Origin of the sequence: Streptomyces sp. NPDC102437 (assembly GCF_044765565.1) — a bacterium.
Taxonomy (GTDB): Bacteria; Actinomycetota; Actinomycetes; order Streptomycetales; family Streptomycetaceae; genus Streptomyces.
This window is the reverse complement of record NZ_JBIWKI010000025.1, coordinates 100,953-118,889: the sequence shown is the minus strand read 5'-3', so window position 1 is coordinate 118,889 and position 17,937 is coordinate 100,953. Positions and strand designations below refer to the sequence as shown.

18 protein-coding genes and 1 pseudogene are annotated in these 17,937 nt (G+C 69.9%); 12 read left to right on the top strand and 7 right to left on the bottom strand.

Annotated elements, in window-relative coordinates; translation table 11 throughout:
* Nucleotides 1-104 precede the first annotated feature (104 nt).
* A pseudogene (locus ACIRJP_RS28270) lies at nt 105-947 on the top strand (transcriptional regulator); the annotation flags it as partial.
* Nucleotides 948-1,049: 102 nt separating this feature from the next.
* Nucleotides 1,050-1,268: a hypothetical protein gene (locus ACIRJP_RS28265; protein ID WP_404179833.1), complete on the top strand. Its 219-nt coding sequence runs from the start codon at nt 1,050-1,052 to the stop codon at nt 1,266-1,268.
* A 357-nt stretch (nt 1,269-1,625) separates the two neighbouring features.
* Here the strand turns inward: ACIRJP_RS28265 and ACIRJP_RS28260 are convergent, their stop codons facing one another.
* On the bottom strand, nt 1,626-1,862 hold the full coding sequence (locus ACIRJP_RS28260; RefSeq protein ID WP_404179830.1) for a helix-turn-helix transcriptional regulator: 237 nt from the start codon (nt 1,860-1,862) through the stop codon (nt 1,626-1,628).
* Nucleotides 1,863-2,578: 716 nt separating this feature from the next.
* Between ACIRJP_RS28260 and uraD the strand changes: the two genes are divergently transcribed.
* The 6 genes from uraD to ACIRJP_RS28230 all read left to right on the top strand — a co-directional run bounded on the left by uraD (nt 2,579) and on the right by ACIRJP_RS28230 (nt 9,204).
* On the top strand, nt 2,579-3,088 hold the full coding sequence (gene uraD / locus ACIRJP_RS28255; protein ID WP_404179827.1) for a 2-oxo-4-hydroxy-4-carboxy-5-ureidoimidazoline decarboxylase: 510 nt from the start codon (nt 2,579-2,581) through the stop codon (nt 3,086-3,088).
* Nucleotides 3,089-3,093: 5 nt separating this feature from the next.
* Nucleotides 3,094-3,486, top strand: a complete 393-nt coding sequence (uraH, locus tag ACIRJP_RS28250; RefSeq protein WP_404179824.1) for a hydroxyisourate hydrolase — start codon at nt 3,094-3,096, stop codon at nt 3,484-3,486.
* 5 nt (nt 3,487-3,491) lie between these two features.
* On the top strand, nt 3,492-4,463 hold the full coding sequence (gene pucL / locus ACIRJP_RS28245; protein ID WP_404179821.1) for a factor-independent urate hydroxylase: 972 nt from the start codon (nt 3,492-3,494) through the stop codon (nt 4,461-4,463).
* A gap of 68 nt (nt 4,464-4,531) precedes the next feature.
* Nucleotides 4,532-5,926 (top strand): nucleobase:cation symporter-2 family protein, encoded by a 1,395-nt coding sequence (locus tag ACIRJP_RS28240; protein ID WP_404179818.1) that lies wholly within the window; start codon nt 4,532-4,534, stop codon nt 5,924-5,926.
* A 42-nt stretch (nt 5,927-5,968) separates the two neighbouring features.
* Nucleotides 5,969-7,366, top strand: a complete 1,398-nt coding sequence (locus tag ACIRJP_RS28235) for an 8-oxoguanine deaminase (protein WP_404179815.1) — start codon at nt 5,969-5,971, stop codon at nt 7,364-7,366.
* A 371-nt stretch (nt 7,367-7,737) separates the two neighbouring features.
* A complete protein-coding gene (locus ACIRJP_RS28230) occupies nt 7,738-9,204 on the top strand; it encodes a nucleobase:cation symporter-2 family protein (protein ID WP_404179812.1) in 1,467 nt (488 codons plus the stop codon).
* 129 nt (nt 9,205-9,333) lie between these two features.
* Here the strand turns inward: ACIRJP_RS28230 and ACIRJP_RS28225 are convergent, their stop codons facing one another.
* Both ACIRJP_RS28225 and ACIRJP_RS28220 read right to left on the bottom strand, forming a co-directional pair.
* Entirely contained in the window at nt 9,334-10,209 is an 876-nt protein-coding gene (locus ACIRJP_RS28225) for a chitosanase (RefSeq protein ID WP_404179809.1), read from the bottom strand.
* 203 nt (nt 10,210-10,412) lie between these two features.
* Nucleotides 10,413-10,721, bottom strand: a complete 309-nt coding sequence (locus ACIRJP_RS28220) for an SH3 domain-containing protein (protein WP_404179806.1) — start codon at nt 10,719-10,721, stop codon at nt 10,413-10,415.
* 304 nt (nt 10,722-11,025) lie between these two features.
* Here ACIRJP_RS28220 and ACIRJP_RS28215 point away from each other — a divergent pair, with 304 nt between their 5' ends.
* On the top strand, nt 11,026-11,709 hold the full coding sequence (locus ACIRJP_RS28215) for an alpha/beta fold hydrolase (protein ID WP_404179803.1): 684 nt from the start codon (nt 11,026-11,028) through the stop codon (nt 11,707-11,709).
* Between the two features lie 23 nt (nt 11,710-11,732).
* Here the strand turns inward: ACIRJP_RS28215 and ACIRJP_RS28210 are convergent, their stop codons facing one another.
* Both ACIRJP_RS28210 and ACIRJP_RS28205 read right to left on the bottom strand, forming a co-directional pair.
* Nucleotides 11,733-12,338 (bottom strand): TIGR03086 family metal-binding protein, encoded by a 606-nt coding sequence (locus ACIRJP_RS28210; RefSeq protein ID WP_404179801.1) that lies wholly within the window; start codon nt 12,336-12,338, stop codon nt 11,733-11,735.
* Between the two features lie 52 nt (nt 12,339-12,390).
* On the bottom strand, nt 12,391-12,903 hold the full coding sequence (locus ACIRJP_RS28205) for an amidohydrolase family protein (protein WP_404179798.1): 513 nt from the start codon (nt 12,901-12,903) through the stop codon (nt 12,391-12,393).
* 203 nt (nt 12,904-13,106) lie between these two features.
* On the opposite strand from ACIRJP_RS28205, the gene ACIRJP_RS28200 reads away from it, so the two are divergent.
* Together ACIRJP_RS28200 and ACIRJP_RS28195 are read left to right on the top strand one after the other, a co-directional pair.
* Nucleotides 13,107-14,087: a fibronectin type III domain-containing protein gene (locus ACIRJP_RS28200; protein WP_404179795.1), complete on the top strand. Its 981-nt coding sequence runs from the start codon at nt 13,107-13,109 to the stop codon at nt 14,085-14,087.
* Nucleotides 14,088-14,565: 478 nt separating this feature from the next.
* The gene (locus tag ACIRJP_RS28195; protein ID WP_404179792.1) at nt 14,566-14,796 is read left to right on the top strand and encodes a hypothetical protein; all 231 of its coding nucleotides are present in this window, start codon (nt 14,566-14,568) and stop codon (nt 14,794-14,796) included.
* Nucleotides 14,797-14,882: 86 nt separating this feature from the next.
* Here ACIRJP_RS28195 and aceB read toward each other — a convergent pair whose 3' ends face one another.
* Both aceB and ACIRJP_RS28185 read right to left on the bottom strand, forming a co-directional pair.
* A complete protein-coding gene (gene aceB / locus ACIRJP_RS28190; RefSeq protein ID WP_404179789.1) occupies nt 14,883-16,502 on the bottom strand; it encodes a malate synthase A in 1,620 nt (539 codons plus the stop codon).
* A 234-nt stretch (nt 16,503-16,736) separates the two neighbouring features.
* Entirely contained in the window at nt 16,737-17,342 is a 606-nt protein-coding gene (locus tag ACIRJP_RS28185; RefSeq protein WP_404179786.1) for an NTP transferase domain-containing protein, read from the bottom strand.
* A gap of 289 nt (nt 17,343-17,631) precedes the next feature.
* Between ACIRJP_RS28185 and ACIRJP_RS28180 the strand changes: the two genes are divergently transcribed.
* Nucleotides 17,632-17,934, top strand: a complete 303-nt coding sequence (locus ACIRJP_RS28180) for a DUF5955 family protein (protein ID WP_404179783.1) — start codon at nt 17,632-17,634, stop codon at nt 17,932-17,934.
* Nucleotides 17,935-17,937: the final 3 nt, after the last annotated feature.

The following is a 17,937-nucleotide window of genomic DNA, read 5'->3' as shown; positions in this document are numbered from 1 at the left end:
CGCAGGATCCAGCTCCGGCCCCACCTGATCAACGGCTGCCTCACCGCCACCGGTCTGACCCTCGTACCACCGACTCCACCCTGAAAACCTCAGTAATCGCGAGCGCCGAGGAACTGTGCGCCCAGGTGAGGGCCACACACCTACGGAAGGCCGCCAGGCTGCTGCCCGCCACGATCGCGGAACTCACCACCGCGGCCTGGCGCGCGCAGTCGACCGAGCTATGGCGGGCCCTCGCCTCGACGTACCGCACTGCCCATGACATCTCGGTGAAGCTCGGCTACTACGACCTCTCCAGTGTGGCCCTCGACCGGATGGACTGGGCGGCCCACCGAGCATCCGATCCGTGTCTCGCCGCGATCCGCCAGTACATGCGAGCCCTGGTGTACTTCCGGGAGGGCGAGTACACGATCGGGCAGCGCCTCGTCACCGCCGGCCACGGCATCGTCGGCGCAGCCGAGCAGACTCGGGAGGCTATGGCCGTCACCGGGCAACTCCACCTCGGGGCATCCGTCATCGCAGCCCGCGCTGACCAGCAGACCGCGGTTGACACCCACATCGCCGAAGCCCGCGCCTGCGCCGAGCAGACCGGAGACGCCTCCGAAATCCACTGGCTTTCCTTCGGCCCGACGAACGTGGCCCTGCACCGCATGTCGGCGGCCGTCGAGATGCGGCAGTACGACGAAGCCCTCACTCAGGCCCGGCGAATCAACCTACCGCCAGCCTTGGCGACATCTCGGCGTGCCCACTTCCTTATCGACCGGGCTCGATCCGAGATGGAGACCGGCCGGACGGAGGCAGCGCTCGGCAGCATCATCGACGCCCGGCACACGGCGCCTGAGCAGACCCGGTACCACCCTGGCGCCCGCGAGACCATCAAGGGCCTGGTGCACATCTCGCGCCGCACCCCGGACACCCTCGGGCACATGGCTGCCTGGATCGGCCTGTAGCGCTCACAGGCTGACCTGCCAACGCTCACGAATCTGTGAGCGTTGAGCCCTTCCCTGCCCATCACGCTGGTCTCAGCTGATCAACGACGAGCCGGGGACGCCATGACCGTGAGGGACTTACCGCCAGTCAGCGATCTGACCGAGCAGCAGCAGCGCGGATGGTCCTGTGTCTGGTGCGGGACTGCTCTCACCGTCGGCGAGGACCAGGACCTCGGCGAGAAGCGGGCCCGACCAGAGGGAGGCGCCGCCTACAGCTGGTTCCCGCGGGCCTGCTCGGACACCGCGGCCTGCGCCAGGCGCGAACAGGGGCAGGCGTTATGACGGCCGTGGCTGGTCGACAGGCGTCCTGGCCGTTGCCCGATCCGGGGAGGTTGACGTGGGCGCAGGCTCAGGGCCGCGCCTGCATCTGGTGCAAGCAGCCCCTCACGGTCGGCGCGATCAGCGTCGGGATCATCCGCGACCGGCTCGGGGCCCATGTCCTCGACACCGAGGTTTGGGCGGGGCCGTGCTACGAGGGCCATAAACCGAACATGCCTTCGTAGGAACGGCTAGTGTCATCCCTGGCGTATGCGCGACAGCGTGGGCACTTCGCCCGCAACTATCGGTCGAAACCAGGTCAGGGGCACCAGAACGCCCCGTCCGTCGAGCGAGGTGGAGCCAGCGAGACGGGCGGGGGTATTACCCGTCGAGGAGGTCGCGGATGTGTATGTCCATCGCCTTGGCGATGCGGAGCAGCCATCCGATGCGCGCGTCTGTGGCGCCGGATTCAATCCGCTGGATAGTGAGCCGCTCTACGCTCGAAAGGTCACGCAGTCTCTCCTGTGTGAGGTTGGCGTGGATGCGATGCGCCCGGACTCGGTTGCCGATGATCCGCCGCTGCTCAAGGATCCAGTCGGGTTCGGGGTCGCGAGGCACTCGATAAACGGTCGACTGCGGACGATCATGAGTCAGCCTATGCAGGCATGCTTTATGTGATCTTGATCTGTAGGCCGGTCCGGCCGACTTTCGCAGGCGTGGGAATTTCGCGCCACGCAGCGTCGCGCTTCGTCGCGACGGGTGCTCGGGGCGCGTAGTGCATCCGCGCTTCGGGCGCTGACGCCATGGCTCGGTCAAGGCGTCCCGTCGACCATCGTCCCCACCGGTCTACGCATGGGGGCGCATCAGGGACTGCGCACAGGTGCGCACCCTCCCCGGGGTCAAGATCTTAGGTTCGGGCCCGCGTAAGCGGAACAGGTCCGGCCGCCCCTCACCCCTTCGGGTTACCCAGGCGTGTGACGGTGTTGTGGATGCTATGTGGACTTCGAGGCTGATCCGTCGTTGTGGATCGCACGGCATGGCGGCGATACGTGGCTATCCACCTGCGCATATCCACATGTAGAGCCTGCGAGGTTCCGGATGTCACAACTACCTGAACAGGGAAAATGCCGCCAAAGGCGAGTAGTTGAGGCGGTAGGTGAGCGAAGGCCGCACAAGACCGCGGAGGGCCGTCGTCCGGAGCACCGGGCGGCGGCTTTTTGCGTTCGCGTAATTTCAACAAAGTGTTGACGTGGTGTTGCGGAGGGCGTTAGCTATCCGCAGCCCGACCGACGCGAAGCGAAAAACGCACAGCGAAAACAGCCACGGAGGCTCCCGTGACTTCGAGCACCACACCGGGCCTCGCCCGGTTCAACACCCTGGCGGACGACGAGGCCACCACCGCGTTGCACGAGGTGTGCGCCAGCGCGGCATGGGCAAGAGCGATCCTCTCCCGACGCCCGTACACCACCGCGGAAGCCCTCCTCAGTGCCAGTGACGCCGCCACGGCCGCGCTGACCACTCAGGATCTGGCCGACGCGATGGCCGGTCACCCGCCGATCGGCCGCCCGAAGCCCGGGGACCCGACCTCCTCCCGCGAACAGCGGGGGATGGCCGGCGCCACCGAGGAACTCAAGGCCGAGATGCTCGAACTGAACCTGGCCTACCAGGAGCGGTTCGGACATGTCTTCCTGATCTGCGCCACCGGAGCCACCGGCGAGCAGATGCGCGACGCGGTGAAGTCCCGGATCGGGAACTCGCCCGAGCAGGAGCGCGGAAACGTGCGCACCGAGCTGGGCAAGATCAACCGCATCCGGCTTACCCGTCTCGTAACCGAAGGAGAGTGACGGTCTTGAGCACCGACACCACCGCATCGGTGTCCACCCACATCCTGGACACCAGCATCGGCCGCCCCGCCGCGGCCGTCGCCATCACGCTCGCAGCCCGCAGCGGCAGCGACGCACCGTGGACGGCACTCGGCGGATCCGCGACCGACGCGGACGGGCGATGCAAGGACCTGCCGGCGCTGCCGGAGGGCACCACCCATGTACGTCTCGACTTCGAGACCGAGGCGTACTTCGCAGCCAAGAAGCAAGCCGAGGCGCAGCAGGACGCCCCCCGCGCAAGGGACAGCGGTGCCTTCTTCCCGGAAGTGGCGATCACCTTCGCCGTCGTCCCGGGCGAGCACTACCACGTACCGCTGCTGCTCAACCCGTTCGGCTACTCCGTTTACCGAGGGAGCTAGCAGACATGACAGACAACCCCCGCCACACCCGCCCTGTGATTCTCGGCCAGAACCAGTACGGCAAAGCAGAGAACCGCGTCGTCAAGATCACGAGGGACGGCGACACCCACCACATCAAGGACCTGAACGTCTCCGTCGCCCTCTCCGGCGAACTGAACGACGTCCACTACAACGGTTCGAACGCCAACTGCCTTCCGACGGACACCACGAAGAACACCTGCTTCGCGTTCGCCAAGGAATACGGCATCGAGTCGGCCGAGCAGTACGGCATCCACCTCGCCCGGCACTTCGTGGACAGTCAGCCCTCGATCCACCGCGCGCGCATCCGCATCGAGGAGTACGCCTGGGAGCGCATCGCCGGCTCCGACGGCAACTCCAGGTTCATCGGCGCCGACGAGGTCCAGCACTCCTTCGTACGCAAGGGGCAGGAGACCCGCCTCGCGCAGATCACGTACTCCGCCGAAGGTGACGGGGAGGCGAAGTTCGAAGTCCTGTCCGGGCTCAAGGACCTGACCGTGATGAACTCCACGAACTCCGAGTTCTGGGGCTTCATCAAGGACAAGTACACGACGCTCCAGGAGGACTACGACCGCATCCTCGCCACGTCCCTGTCGACGTGGTGGCGGCACAACTGGACCTCGGACGAGCAGCGCATGCCGCAGTGGGAGAAGTCCTACGAGCAGGCCAAGAAGCACATCCTGCAGGCGTTCGTGGAGACGTACTCGCTCTCGCTCCAGCAGACGCTGTACCAGATGGGTTCGCGGGTCATCAACAGCCGGAGCGAGATCGACGAGATCCGCTTCTCCGCGCCCAACAAGCACCACTTCCGGCAGGACCTCTCCGCCTTCGGCCTGGAGAACGAAGCCAAGGACGGCGCCGTGTACTACGCCGCCGACCGCCCCTACGGCCTGATCGAGGCCACCATCCTGCGCGACGGCTGCGAGCCGCACATCCCGGTCGACATGACCAACCTCTGACGCGGGGGCGCGCATCTCCGCCGACCGCGGTCGGCGGAGATGCGCCACACCGGAGGGAACAGCTAGCCATGGCAACGCCTGCAAAAGGGCCGGCAGAAGGCCCGTGTTCCACCCGGCCGGAAGGATCAGAGGTCCACCCGGTCGACCAGAAGCTCCACCCCTCGCGGCTCGTGCCGGCCGCGCTCCAGCACGTCGCCGCCATGTACGCGGGAGTGGTCACGCCCCCGCTCATCATCGGCCAGGCCGTCCACCTCGACACCGCGGGCCAGACCCGGCTCATCGCCGCGAGCCTGCTCATCGCAGGTGTGGCCACCCTCCTGCAGACCCTCGGCGTCAAGGGTTTCGTCGGCAACCGGCTGCCCTTCGTCAACGCCGCCTCCTCGGCCGGAATCGCGCCGATGCTCGCCATCGCCGAGACCAACGCCAAGGGGGACCAGCTCCCCGCCGTCTACGGTGCGGTGATGGCCGCCGGCGTCTTCTGTCTCGCCATCGGACCCTTCTTCGGCAAGCTCCTGCGCTTCTTCCCGCCGCTGGTCACAGGCGTCGTCATCACGCTCATCGGCGTGACCCTGATGCCGGTGCCGGTCGCCTGGGCACAGGGCGGCGACAAGACCGCCGCCGACTTCGGCGGCATGAAGTACCTGGCACTCGCCGCCTTCACGCTCGTGGTCATCCTGCTCATCCAGCGCTTCGGTCGCGGATTCGTCAAGCAAGTGGCCCTTCTGCTCGGCCTGTTGATCGGAACTCTGGCCGCGGTCCCGTTCGGCATGGCGGACTTCGGAGCGCTGCGCTCCGCCCCGGTCACCGCGCTGCCGACGCCCTTCGCGTTCGGCGCGCCCGAGTTCCAGCCCGCTGCGGTCATCTCGCTCTGCCTGGTGACGCTCGTCCTGATGACGGAGTCCAGCGCCGGAATGCTCGCCATCGGCGAGATCTGCGACCGCGAGACCGACGGCAGGACCATCACCCGGGGCCTGCGCACCGACGGCATCGCCACCCTGCTCGGCCCCGTCTTCGGCGGCTTTCCCACCTCCGCCTTCGCCCAGAACGTCGGCGTCGTCTCACTGACCAAGGTGCGCAGCCGCTACGTCGTCGCCGCCGCGGGAGGCGCGCTCCTGGTCCTCGGTGTCTTCCCGGTGCTCGGCGCGGTGGTCTCCACGGTGCCGATGCCCGTACTCGGCGGCGCCGGCATCGTCCTGTTCGGCTCGATCGCGGTGAGCGGCATCCGCACCCTCTCCGAGGCCGGACTCGACGACAGCTCCAACATCATCCTGGTCGCCGTGGCTCTCGGCTCGGGCATCATCCCGCTCGCCGCGCCCGAGTTCTACGCCGGATTCCCGTCCTGGGCGCAGACCGTACTGGGCTCCGGGATCAGCGCCGGAGCACTCGTCGCGGTCCTGCTCAACCTGTTCTTCCACCATCTCGGCACCCACGGCCGCACGGCCGTGGCACTCAAATCCTCCTAGGGTCCTGCCGTGCCCACACCGCCGGAAAGAGAAGGAAGCCCCATGGCAGCATCGGCAGCCCCCGACCATGTGGAACGCATCGTCATCGAGAACTGTTCGATCGCGACCGTCGACGCCGACGACACCGAGTACGCCTCGGGCCATGTCGTCGTCGCGGGCGACCGCATCGAGTCCGTCGGCGCCGGCCGGGCCCCCGAGAACCTGGCCGACGTCGTACGCCGCATCGACGGCACCGGGCACCTGGTCACCCCCGGCCTGATCAACACGCACCACCACTTCTACCAGTGGATCACCCGTGGACTGGCCACCGACCACAACCTGTTCAACTGGCTGGTCGCGCTGTACCCGACCTGGGCGCGCATCGACGAACAGATGGCCCGCGTCGCGGCACAGGGATCGCTCGCGATGATGGCCCGCGGCGGCGTCACCACCGCCATGGACCACCACTACGTGTACCCGAAGGGCTCCGGCGACCTGTCCGGCGCCATCATCGGGGCCGCCCGTGACATGGGCGTACGGTTCACCCTCGCCCGCGGGTCCATGGACCGCAGCGTCAAGGACGGCGGCCTGCCGCCGGACTTCGCGGTCGAGACCCTCGACGGCGCGCTCGCCGCCACAGAGGAGACCGTCCGCACGCACCACGACGCCTCCTTCGGGGCGATGACCCAGGTGGCCGTCGCGCCCTGCTCCCCCTTCTCCGTCTCCACCGAACTCATGAAGCAGGGCGCCGAGCTGGCGCGCCGCCTCGGAGTCAGGCTGCACACCCACGGCAGCGAGACGGTCGAGGAGGAGAAGTTCTGCCACGAGCTGTTCGGCATGGGCCCGACCGACTACTTCGAGTCGACCGGCTGGCTCGGCGAGGACGTGTGGATGGCGCACTGCGTCCACATGAACGACTCCGACATCGCCGCCTTCGCCCGCACGGGCACGGGTGTCGCGCACTGTCCGTCGTCCAACGCACGCCTCGCCGCGGGCATCGCCCGCGTCCCGGACATGCTGAGGGCCGGCGTACCCGTCGGCCTCGGCGTGGACGGCACGGCGTCCAACGAGTCCGGCGAACTGCACACGGAGCTGCGCAACGCGCTGCTCATCAACCGGCTCGGCGCCCACCGCGAGGCCGCCCTGAACGCCCGCCAGGCGCTCAGGCTCGGCACCGCCGGCGGGGCCAGGGTCCTGGGGCGCGCCACCGAGATCGGCTCCCTGGAACCCGGCAAGCTCGCCGACCTCGTCCTCTGGAAGATCGACGGCATCGGGCACTCCTCGATCGCCGACCCGGTGACCGCCATCGTCTTCGGCGCGGCGGCCCCGGTCACGCTCTCACTTGTGGGCGGAAAGCCGGTCGTCGAGGACGGACGGCTGTTGCACGCCGACGAGGACGCCATCGCCCGCGATGCGCGTCAGGAGGCGCAGCGCCTCGCGCGGATCGCCGCCGAGGGCTAAGGGGGTGGCCGCCGGATCTGCGCGGCGTCGCGGCACCTGGCACGCACGCTCGCTCCGTCACCGAAAGGACCTGGTAGCTCCGCTACGAGGACCTTCCGGCGCCTTGCGGTCGCACGCACCGGAGATCCGGCGGCTACCCCCGCCCAACGAACTCCGGTCGGGGGGGGGGACGGCCCCCGACCGGACTTGAGCAGCCGAGCGGGCTGCTCAAGTGCCGCCCCGGGTCGTGGCCCAAAGCTTCACGGTCCCGGGGCGGCCAGCACTACCTGGGCGCAGTACCCACAACCGAATACCGGCAAGTCCTTGCACGACGCACCACCTCCCTGAAGCGAGTGCCGCCCAGGCACTGGAAAACAACCGGAGGAGCCGCAGTGGCCACCAAGCCCAGGTTCACCAAGCAAGGCATCACCCCCGACGAGGAAACCGAGGGGCGGGCCGAAACCCCGGCAGGCAAGCATCCGGTCGACGAGAAGCTGCCGCCCCTGAAGATGGCGACCACCGGCCTCCAGCACGTCGCCGCCATGTACGCCGGCGTCGTCGCGCCGCCGCTGATCGTGGGCGCGGCCGTGGGCCTGTCGTCCAGGGAACTCACCTTCCTGACCGGCGCCTGTCTCTTCACCGCGGGCCTCGCCACCTTCCTCCAGACGCTCGGCATCTGGAAGATCGGTGCCCGGCTGCCGTTCGTCAACGGTGTCACCTTCGCCGGCGTCGCCCCGATGATCGCGGTCGCCAACGCGACCGACGACAAGGAGGACGCGCTCCCCGTCATTTTCGGGGCGGTGATAGTGGCCGGTGTCCTCGGGTTCATAGCAGCCCCCTTCTTCAGCAAGCTGGTGCGCTTCTTCCCGCCCGTCGTGACCGGCACGGTCATCACCCTCATCGGCGTCTCGCTGATGCCGGTCGCCTTCGGCTGGGCCCAGGGGCCCAACCCGGCGGCGAAGGACTACGGCTCGACGACCTACCTCGCCCTCGCGGGCATCACCCTTGTCGTCGTCCTCCTGCTGCGGCGCTTCACCACCGGCTTCGTGAAGCAGATCGCCGTACTCCTCGGCCTGATCATCGGCACCCTCATAGCGATCCCGTTCGGCGTCACGGACTTCAGCCCGATCGGCGACGCGGCGATCATCGGCTTCCCCACGCCGTTCCACTTCGGCGCCCCGAAGTTCGCCGCCGCGGCGATCGTCTCGCTGTGCGTCGTCATGGTCGTCTCGATGACCGAGTCCACGGCCGACATGCTGGCGCTCGGTGAGATCGTGGAGCGCCCGGCCGACGAGAAGACCATCGCGGCCGGTCTGCGCGCCGACACGCTCGGCTCGGCGATCAGCCCGATCTTCAACGGCTTCATGTGCAGCGCGTTCGCCCAGAACATCGGCCTCGTCGCGATGACGAAGATCCGCAGCCGGTACGTCGTCGCCACGGGCGGTGGCTTCCTCGTCCTCATGGGGCTGTGCCCGATGGCGGCCTCGCTGATCGCGGTCGTGCCGCGGCCCGTCCTCGGTGGCGCGGGCGTGGTGCTCTTCGGTTCGGTCGCGGCGAGCGGCATCCAGACCCTGGTCAAGGCCAACCTGGAGAAGGACAACAACGTCCTGATCGTGGCCGTGTCCCTGGCCGTCGGTCTCATCCCGATCGCCGCTCCGGAGTTCTACCACTCGTTCCCGGAGACCGCGAAGATCATCCTGGACTCGGGCATCTCGACCGGCTGCGTGGCGGCCGTGATCCTGAACCTCCTGTTCAACCACATCGGCGGCGGCCGCGACGCGGACGTCGTGACGGCGCCGATGGAACCGGGCGACGAGATCGCGTCCACCCGCGCCGGCTCCGCCCCGGCACTGCACTGACCACGCGCGTGTGAAGCGGCGGCCGTTCGCGATACGGAGGCCGCTTCACGCCGGGCGACCCGGACGGCCGGTCCCGCACGAGCCGCAGCGCGACGCGGCGGGACCGGCCTCGGCGTTCCACCACTCGGGTCAGCCGATGTGGAAGCTGTCGCCGTACACCTTCCAGTCGAGCGGCGGGTCCAGGTTCAGGTTGCCCTTCTTCAGGAAGACCCGCTGGGCGGTGTCCACCCGGCTGGTGTCCTCGTGGGCCTCCTCCTGTTTCATCGCCCAGACGCGGGCGTCGAGGAAGGCGTTGAGGTACGTGACCTCGTCGCCGCCCTGGGACGGCGGCTTCGCCTTGGACAGGGCCCGCTTGCGGATGGAGCCGAAGCCGGTGCTGTCGCCGCCGTCACCGTGCATGACGATGGCGTCGTAGTACGCGAACTGGCCCAGCGTGCCGATGCCGTCGGCCTTGCCCTGCTTGACGGCCGGCTTGAAGTACACCCGGTCCCGCTCGTCGTTCTGCGCCTGCTGGAACGCCGGGTCGGCGGCGGCCTTCACCCAGTCCTTGGTGAAGTTCGGGTCGAGACCGCTGTGCGAGGGGGTGCCATTGACCTTCCGCAGCGCGGGGAGGTACTTGGCGAGTATGTTGCCGGGCTTGCGCTCGGTGTACAGCTCGACGAGGTCGAGCATGTCGCCGGTGCCGGAGCAGAAGCCGATGATGCCCGCGGTGTAGCCGCGGTCGTCGTCGATGTCCTCGATGTACTTGTACTGGGACTTCCAGTCGAGCGAGGAGTTCTCGGCGCTGGAGACCAGTTTCATGGCGATCTCCTTCTTCGCCGGATCGTCCAGCCCGGTCGCGGCGACGGTCCTGGGGGCCGCCGCCGGATTGCCGGCAGCCTGGTGCGAGGGGGCACCGGCGTAGGCGGCGACGGGAATGGCCGTGAGGGCCAGCCCGACCGCGATGACCGTGATGCGCACGGAGCGGGTGTTGAGACGTGCGGCGCGCTTAGGGGGAGCGTGCACCAGTCCTCCAAGGGGAGTTCTTCGTTCCGACGGTCTGTTAGGAAGCTTTCCTATCAGGGTGAGGGGTGGCCGTACACCCCTCCGGCGCCGGGGAGTTGTGAAGTTCTCCTGGAACGCGGGAGGCCCCGCACCGCGCCAAAGGCGCGATGCGGGGCCCGAGTGGGGGCCGAGGTGCAGGTCGGCGGGTGGGCGGCGCGGCGGCCTCAGCAGTCGAGATAGGCCACGTGGATCCAGACGCCGGTCGGCCCGCCCCACAGGTTCCCCATGATCCAGTCGCCCTGCTTGCCGCGGGCGTCGAGGTTCTGGCCCCGGTTCACCTGGCCCAGGACCGGGTACTCGCTGCCCGGCCCGCCGCGGAAGTTCACCCCGTTGTCGTTGACGGTGCAGACCGCGGCCGGTGCCTGCACGGCCTGCACGGCGGTGGAGCTCGGCGCGGCCTGGGCGGCGGGGCTCACGGCCAGCCCGAGGCCGGCGGTCAGTACCGCCGCGGTCAGCATCAGCTTCTTCATCATATGGTTCTCTCCTCCGTATTCCGGCCCACGTCGGCGCGAGCCGTCGATCAGCCCAACGGAGCCGCCGACCGGCCGGTCACGGGTCGGGTCCGATCTGCGGGCAGGAATTGAAGGCGCAGGTCATACGGCCTGCGCACCGGCGTGCGCAGGCACCGGGGCGGACGCTTCCCGCGCCCGTCGATCATGGGTTTGAGCGGCACCGGATCCGGAAAACACAGCCGGACGCCCGCCAGGCGCCCGCCGGTGGCGGCGACCGCGGAGGCGGCGGAACGATCCGCGCCCGTGCGCCTGTAGCGTCATGGGTATGGAAGATCAGTCTGTAGTGGATGTCGGCGACGTACGGCTCGCGTACCGGACCTGGGGCGACCCCTTCGGCTCGCCCGTGGTCCTGCTGCACGGCCTCGGCGGCTCCGCCGCGAGCTGGGAGGCGGCCGCCGCCCTGCTCGGCGAGGAGTGGCGGGTGTACGCACTCGACCTGCGCGGCCACGGCGAGAGCGACTGGCCGGACGAGTACTCCTTGGAGCTGATGCGGGACGACGTCCTCGGCTTCCTGGACGAGTGCGAGCTCGACCGGGTAGGCCTGGTCGGCCACTCCATGGGCGGTGTCGTCGCCCATCTGCTCGCCCAGGAGCACGCGGACCGGGTGGAGCGGCTCGTGCTGGTGGAGACCCCGCCGCCGTTCCCGAGCGAGCCGAAGCCGGCCGCCGAGCCGGAGGGGCCGGTGGACTACGACCCGGCCGTCGTCGCTCCCATCCGGGCCGAGGTGGCCGACCCCGACCCCGAGTGGGCGGCCGGCCTCGGCGAGATCGTCGCGCCGACGCTGATGATCGCGGGCGGTCCGGAGTCCACCATGCCCCAGGGGCGCCTCCAGGAGATGGCCTCCCTGATCCCGGACTGCCGGCTGATCACGATCGGGGGCGGCCACCGGGTGCACGAGGTCCACCCCGACCAGGTCGCCCACCAGATCACGGAGTTCTTCACCAGCTGAGGAGCGGCGCCCCCGCGTACCGCTCAGTCGCCGGGCTCCCAGTCCGGGCGGCGGCCGCTCATCGCGATGGTCCGGTCGACGAGTGGCGCGTCGTCAGGGACCTTGACGGGCGGGCCGAAGATGCTGTCCGGCCGGGGGTTGCCGTCGCTGGGTGTCAGCATGGCCAGCGAGGCGCGAAGGCTCGCCTCGTCCCCCTCGTACTTCTGGCCGGTCGACCGGGCGAGGTCCCAGCCGTGGATCACCAGCTCGTCCAGCGCGACCAGCAGCGCCACCTCGCCCGGCAGATCCACGCTGCCCGCCCTGGTCATCCCTTGCCGGGCGGCAGGATCGCGCCAGGCCGTCACCAGCTCGTCCAGCAGTGGCGGCAGCGTCTCGCGCCAGTCCTCGCCGAGGACCGGAAGGCCCGCGTCCGCAGGGGTGTCGGTCGTCGGGCCGAAGTCCTTCCGCGCCGCGTCACGGAACGCCGTGCTCAGCCCGGCCACGTGGGCGAGCAGCTCACGCACGGCATACTCCGGACAGGGGGTCGGGCCGTCCAGCTGCTGATCGCCGATGCCGTCGAGCAGGGCGGCGATCTGCCGCGCGGCGGGTTCCAGGTCGATCGTGGGAGTTGTCTCCGTGTACGTGTCCATACAGTGCTGACTCCTCCGTCGCCCGGAACTCATCGCCAGGTGCCCGGGAGACTCATCGCACGACGCGTCCGCGGAGCACGATCCGGCTGGGGTGGTTCAGCGCACCGGGGTCGAGCGTCGGATCGGTGGCGTACGCGACGACATCGGCGGGTGCGCCGTCCACCAGGCCCGGCAGCCCGAGCCAGGCCCGCGCCGTCCAGGACGCGGCGCCGAGTGCGGCGTCGGCGGGAAGGCCCGCCCGTACCAGCCACTCCATCTCGCTCGCGACCGTTCCGCACGGGAAGGAGTCCGTCCCGGCCAGCACCGCCACCCCCGCTTCGTGCGCCGCGCGCACATTGTCGAGCATGGTGTCCCAGCCGGCCAGCCACAGATCACGGCGCGCGCCCGGCTCCCGTGCCCGCATCGCGTCCTCCTTCGCGCCGAACACGCTCAGCGTCGGCACGAACGCCGTTCCCTGCGCGGCCATCCGGTCCAGCAGCGCAGGGTCGAGATGCATCCCGTGCTCCAGGCTGTCGGCGCCCGCCAGTACGGCGTTGCGGGTGCCCTCGGCGGTCTGGCAGTGCACCGCAGCACAACACCCCGTATGCACAACATCATCCGACCGTACGCCACATCGGGAACCCGCCGACGGGCGACCGACGCGCGCAGGCCGCCCGCCCAGGCCGCCCGTACACATCGCCATATTGCGGAAGCTTCCGCTCCACCCTCTTGTCGGAGCCCCCCGCGCCATGCGATACAGGTCTGGACCATTGCTTCCGGACGGAAGGCATGACCGTGCAACGCCCCCACGCAACCGTCACGTCGGCCTGCTCCGCCCTGCTCCTCGCCGCGCTCACCGCCTGCGGCTCCGCTCCCCGGGCCGACACCGTCAAGCCGACGGTGCCGGGCCATGTGACGGCGCAGGCGAGCAGTGCCACCTCCGTGCACGTCATGTGGGAGCGGGCCTCCGACGACAGGGCGGTCACCGGCTACGAGGTGTACCGCGAGGGCGAGCGGGTCGAATCGGTCCCGGCCGCCAAGGTGATGACCGACGTGGACGGGCTGACCGCGTCGACCACCTACACCTTCACCGTCCGCGCGCGCGACGCCGCCGGGAACCTCTCCGCGCCGAGCGCCGCCGCCCGCGCCACCACACCCGCCCCGACCCCCGCCGACCACGAACCGCCGACCCGCCCGGTGAAGCTGCGCGGCACGGCGGACGGCAGCCGGGCGGTGAACCTCTCCTGGGGAGCCTCGACGGACGACGTCGGAGTCACCTCGTACGACATCTATCAGGAGGACTCCCGGATCCACAGCGTGCCCGGCACCCGGACCACGGCACATCTGACCGGCCTGCGCCCCGGCACCGTCTACACCTTCACCGTCCGCGCCCGCGACGCCGCCGACACCTCCTCGCCGGACACCGACGCCATCGACCTCACCACCGCCGCCGCCCCGGGCGCCCCCGCGAGCACCGCCCCCACCGACCTGCGGATCAGCAACCGCGTCCAGGGCAAGGAGTACGCCATCGACCTGGACTGGAAGCAGCCGGAGACGGGCGGTGAGATCCCCGCGTACCAACTCTTCATCGGTGGCCGCCTGACCACCACGATCGTCTGGGGCGCAACCCCGCCCAAGGGTCGGGCGAACTACCGCCTCCACGTCACGGACCCGCGCGGCACCCGCTACTCGATGAAGCTCCGCGCCAAGCTGCCCGACGGGAAGTGGGGCGACTTCTCCGCCCAGCGCAGTGTCGTCCTCGGCGACTGAGCCCCCTGCGGGCTGTCCCGGGCCGGCGGGCGGCGGCATGACGTCACGGCCGGGCCCGGTCGGTGAAGCGGACGGTCTCCACCCACCTCGGGGCTGCGGGTCGTCCGGGCCGATCAGTGCCGCGACGAGCCGGCACGAGTGCCTCGTTCCGGCCAGGGCGTGCAGCCGTCGGTGGGCTGCCCCATGCCGGCCGACTTGCCGATCCCCGGCACCGCCCCGGAGGAGCACCGACTGATGGTCCATCACCGACGGTGTCGGTGCCTCCAGTTGAGAGCCGACGGCGACTTCGGTCCGCGAGGTCCGCAGCCTGCGGTTCAGCTCGTCGGCGGCGTCCAGAGATCCCAGCGCGGCGGCCGGGCGCGGTGGTACGTGGGGTTGTTCCGGTCCGCCGGGGCGATGGTGCTCACCCGTCCTCGTCCTGTGCATCCTCTTCGTCGTCCTTCGCCCACTCGTACCACCGGTCGGCCCCCAGGCCCGGATGCTCCTTCTCCACCCGTTCCCGGAGGAACCCCAGGTCCGTCCGCCGGTACTTGCGTACCTGTCGAACGCCCAGTTCGCACCGGTCAACATGCGCTCCTGGCCCGCAGTCCGGGGCGCGATCCGCACCGGCGTGGGCCAGGCGGTGATGAAGGGCGGCGACCCCGAGTCCGTGCTCGCCTCGTTCGACGAGGCGGCCGTCAAGGCGGACATGGAGGCGGCGACCGGCTGACGGCCGCACGCCTGAGCCCCCCGGCGCTGTGCCTGCCGGGGGGCTCAGGCGTTTCGGCCCGTGCGGTACGGGCGGTGCGGTGCGGTTCAACCCAGCTGCTCGTACGCCGGCAGCGTCAGGAAGTCCGCGTAGTCCTGGTCCAGGGAGACCTGGAGCAGGAGGTCGTGGGCCTGCTGCCACTTGCCGGCGGCGAACGCCTCGTCGCCGATCTCCGCGCGGATCGCGGCCAGTTCCTCGGCCGCGACCTTGCGGGCCAGCTCCGCCGTGGCGTGCTCGCCGTTCTCGAAGACCACGTCCGCGTTGATCCACTGCCAGATCTGCGAGCGGGAGATCTCCGCGGTGGCGGCGTCCTCCATCAGGTCGAAGATGGCGACCGCGCCCATGCCGCGCAGCCAGGCCTCGATGTAGCGGATGCCGACCGCGACGGCGTTGCGCAGTCCCTCGTAGGTGGGCCTGGTGTCCAGGGTGTCGATGGCGATCAGGTCACCGGCGGCCACCGCGACGTCCTCGCGCAGGCGCTCCTTCTGGTTCGGCTTCTCGCCGAGGACCGCGTCGAAGGACGCCATGGCGATCGGGACCAGGTCAGGGTGGGCGACCCAGGAGCCGTCGAAGCCGTCTTTCGCCTCGCGGTCCTTGTCGGCCTTGACCTTCTCGAACGCGACCTTGTTGACCTCGGCGTCGCGGCGGGAAGGGATGAAGGCGGCCATGCCGCCGATGGCGTGCGCGCCGCGCTTGTGGCAGGTGCGGACGAGGAGTTCGGTGTACGCGCGCATGAACGGCGCGGTCATCGTCACCGCGTTGCGGTCCGGCAGGACGAACTTTGGGCCGCCGTCGCGGAAGTTCTTGACGATGGAGAAGAGGTAGTCCCAGCGTCCCGCGTTCAGCCCGGCGGCGTGGTCGCGGAGCTCGTAGAGGATCTCCTCCATCTCGTACGCGGCGGTGATCGTCTCGATCAGGACGGTCGCGCGGACGGTGCCCTGCGGGATGCCGATGTAGTCCTGGGCGAAGACGAAGATGTCGTTCCAGAGGCGGGCCTCCAGGTGCGACTCCGTCTTCGGGAGGTAGAAGAACGGGCCCTTGCCGAGGTCGATGAGGCGCTGGGTGTTGTGGAAGAAGTAGAGGCCGAAGTCGACCAGCGCGCCTGGCACAGGGGTGCCGTCGAACTGGAGGTGGCGCTCGTTCAGGTGCCAGCCGCGGGGGCGCATGACGACCGTGGCGAGCTCGTCGGCGGGCTTGAGGGCGTACGACTTGCCGGACTTCGGGTCCGTGAAGTCGATGGCGCGGGTGTACGCGTCGATCAGGTTGAGCTGGCCGAGGACAACGTTCTCCCACGTGGGGGCGGACGCGTCCTCGAAGTCGGCGAGCCAGACCTTCGCGCCCGAGTTCAGGGCGTTGATGGTCATCTTGCGGTCGGTCGGACCGGTGATCTCCACCCGGCGGTCGTTCAGCGCGGCCGGGGCCGGGGCGACCTTCCAGGAATCGTCCGCGCGGATCGCCGCCGTCTCGGGCAGGAAGTCCAGCGTGGAGGTGCGGGCGATCTCGGCGCGGCGCTCGCCGCGGCGGGCGAGCAGCTCGTCACGGCGGGGCGTGAACTGCCGGTGCAGCTCGGCCACGAACGCGAGGGCCGCGTCGGTCAGTACCTCTTCCTGCCGGGGCAGGGGCTCGGCATCGACGATGGCCAGCGGGGACGGCGCTGGTGCGGACATGAGCTGTCACTCCTTCAGCGGGCGGTGCGGGCGGCGTCTCACGGCCGCCGGGTCGCCTGAAATGGCACGGCGTGCCAAGGCTCCGGAATACGGGCGTGGAAGCCGTCCGCGATGCAGAGGGCTTCTGGCCAGTGGATAGTAGTTTCCTCATGGTGGAAGTTCAATGGTTTGTTGATGTCGAGATTCTCCGGGGCGACAGAACTGCCCCTATGCTGGCGCAGCGTGCCAGTCCGGTCACCCGAGGTGTTTCAGGTCCTCCACCGTGTCGATGTCGTACGCCTGAGCCACATCGGAACACTCGACGAGCGTGATCGCATCGCGGTGCGCCCGCAGATACGCCCGAGCGCCCTGGTCGCCCACCGTCCCTGTCGCGATCTCCGCCCACAGGTCCGCACCGAACAGCACCGGATGGCCGCGCTCCCCGCCGTACGCGGCGGCCGCGATCCCGGCCCGGGAGCGGTACGCCGCACGCACCCGGGCCACCGCGGCCGCGCCGATCCCCGGCTGGTCGACCAGGAGGACGAGCGCCGCGTCCGCCCCCGTGGCGGCCAGCGCCCCGAGCCCCGCCCGCAGCGAGGAGCCCATGCCCTCGGCCCATCCGGGGTTGACGGTCACCACGCAGCCGGTGAGGTCGGCCCGCTCCCGTACCCGCTCGGCCGCCGCGCCCAGGACCACGTGGACGGGGCCGCAGCCGCCGTCCCGCAGCATCCGCACCGCGTGCTCGACCAGTGGCCGGCCGTGGTGTTCGAGCAGGGCCTTGGGCCGCCCGCCGAGCCGTCGCCCGCCGCCCGCGGCGAGCAGCAGTCCGGCGACCTTCGGGCCTGGTGTTGTCGCAGTCATGCGGTCTGGATACACCGACGCGCCCCGGACGCGCACCCCTCGTGCCGCGTCGCGCACCCTGCGCACACCCTTCGCGCAAGCAAGCGGAGGCGGGTGCGGACGGCGACGGCGTCCACCGCGCGACGCGCGGATCACCCATACGGGACACCCCGAATTCGGTCCGCGGAGTGGCGCCCGATACCTGTCATGGCGTTAACTTGCGCGCACGCCCGGACACTTGACCAAGGTGTGGGGACCGGTCGGAACACTGGCACAAGGATGTGCGAGGGGGAGTGCTTTGTTGCGAAGCGTGGGGCAGACGCGGGTGACCGGCAGCGGCGAGGATCCGAGGGTGACCGAGCTGCGCACGGCCGTCTCCCGGCTCCGCCGTGAGCTGGCGGGGCATCCGCGCGACTTTCCGGACCGGGGGATCGCCGAGGAGGAGCTGGCCGCCCTGGACGCGATGGCGACGGGCGGCGTGCCCGAGATTCCGCGGCTGCGCCGTTCGCTGCTGCTGATCGCGGGGGCGATCGGCTCGGTGAGCGCGCTGGCCTCCGCGCTCAGGGACGTACGGGTCGCCGTCGATCTCTTCGGCGAGCCGCCGCGCGGCTGACCG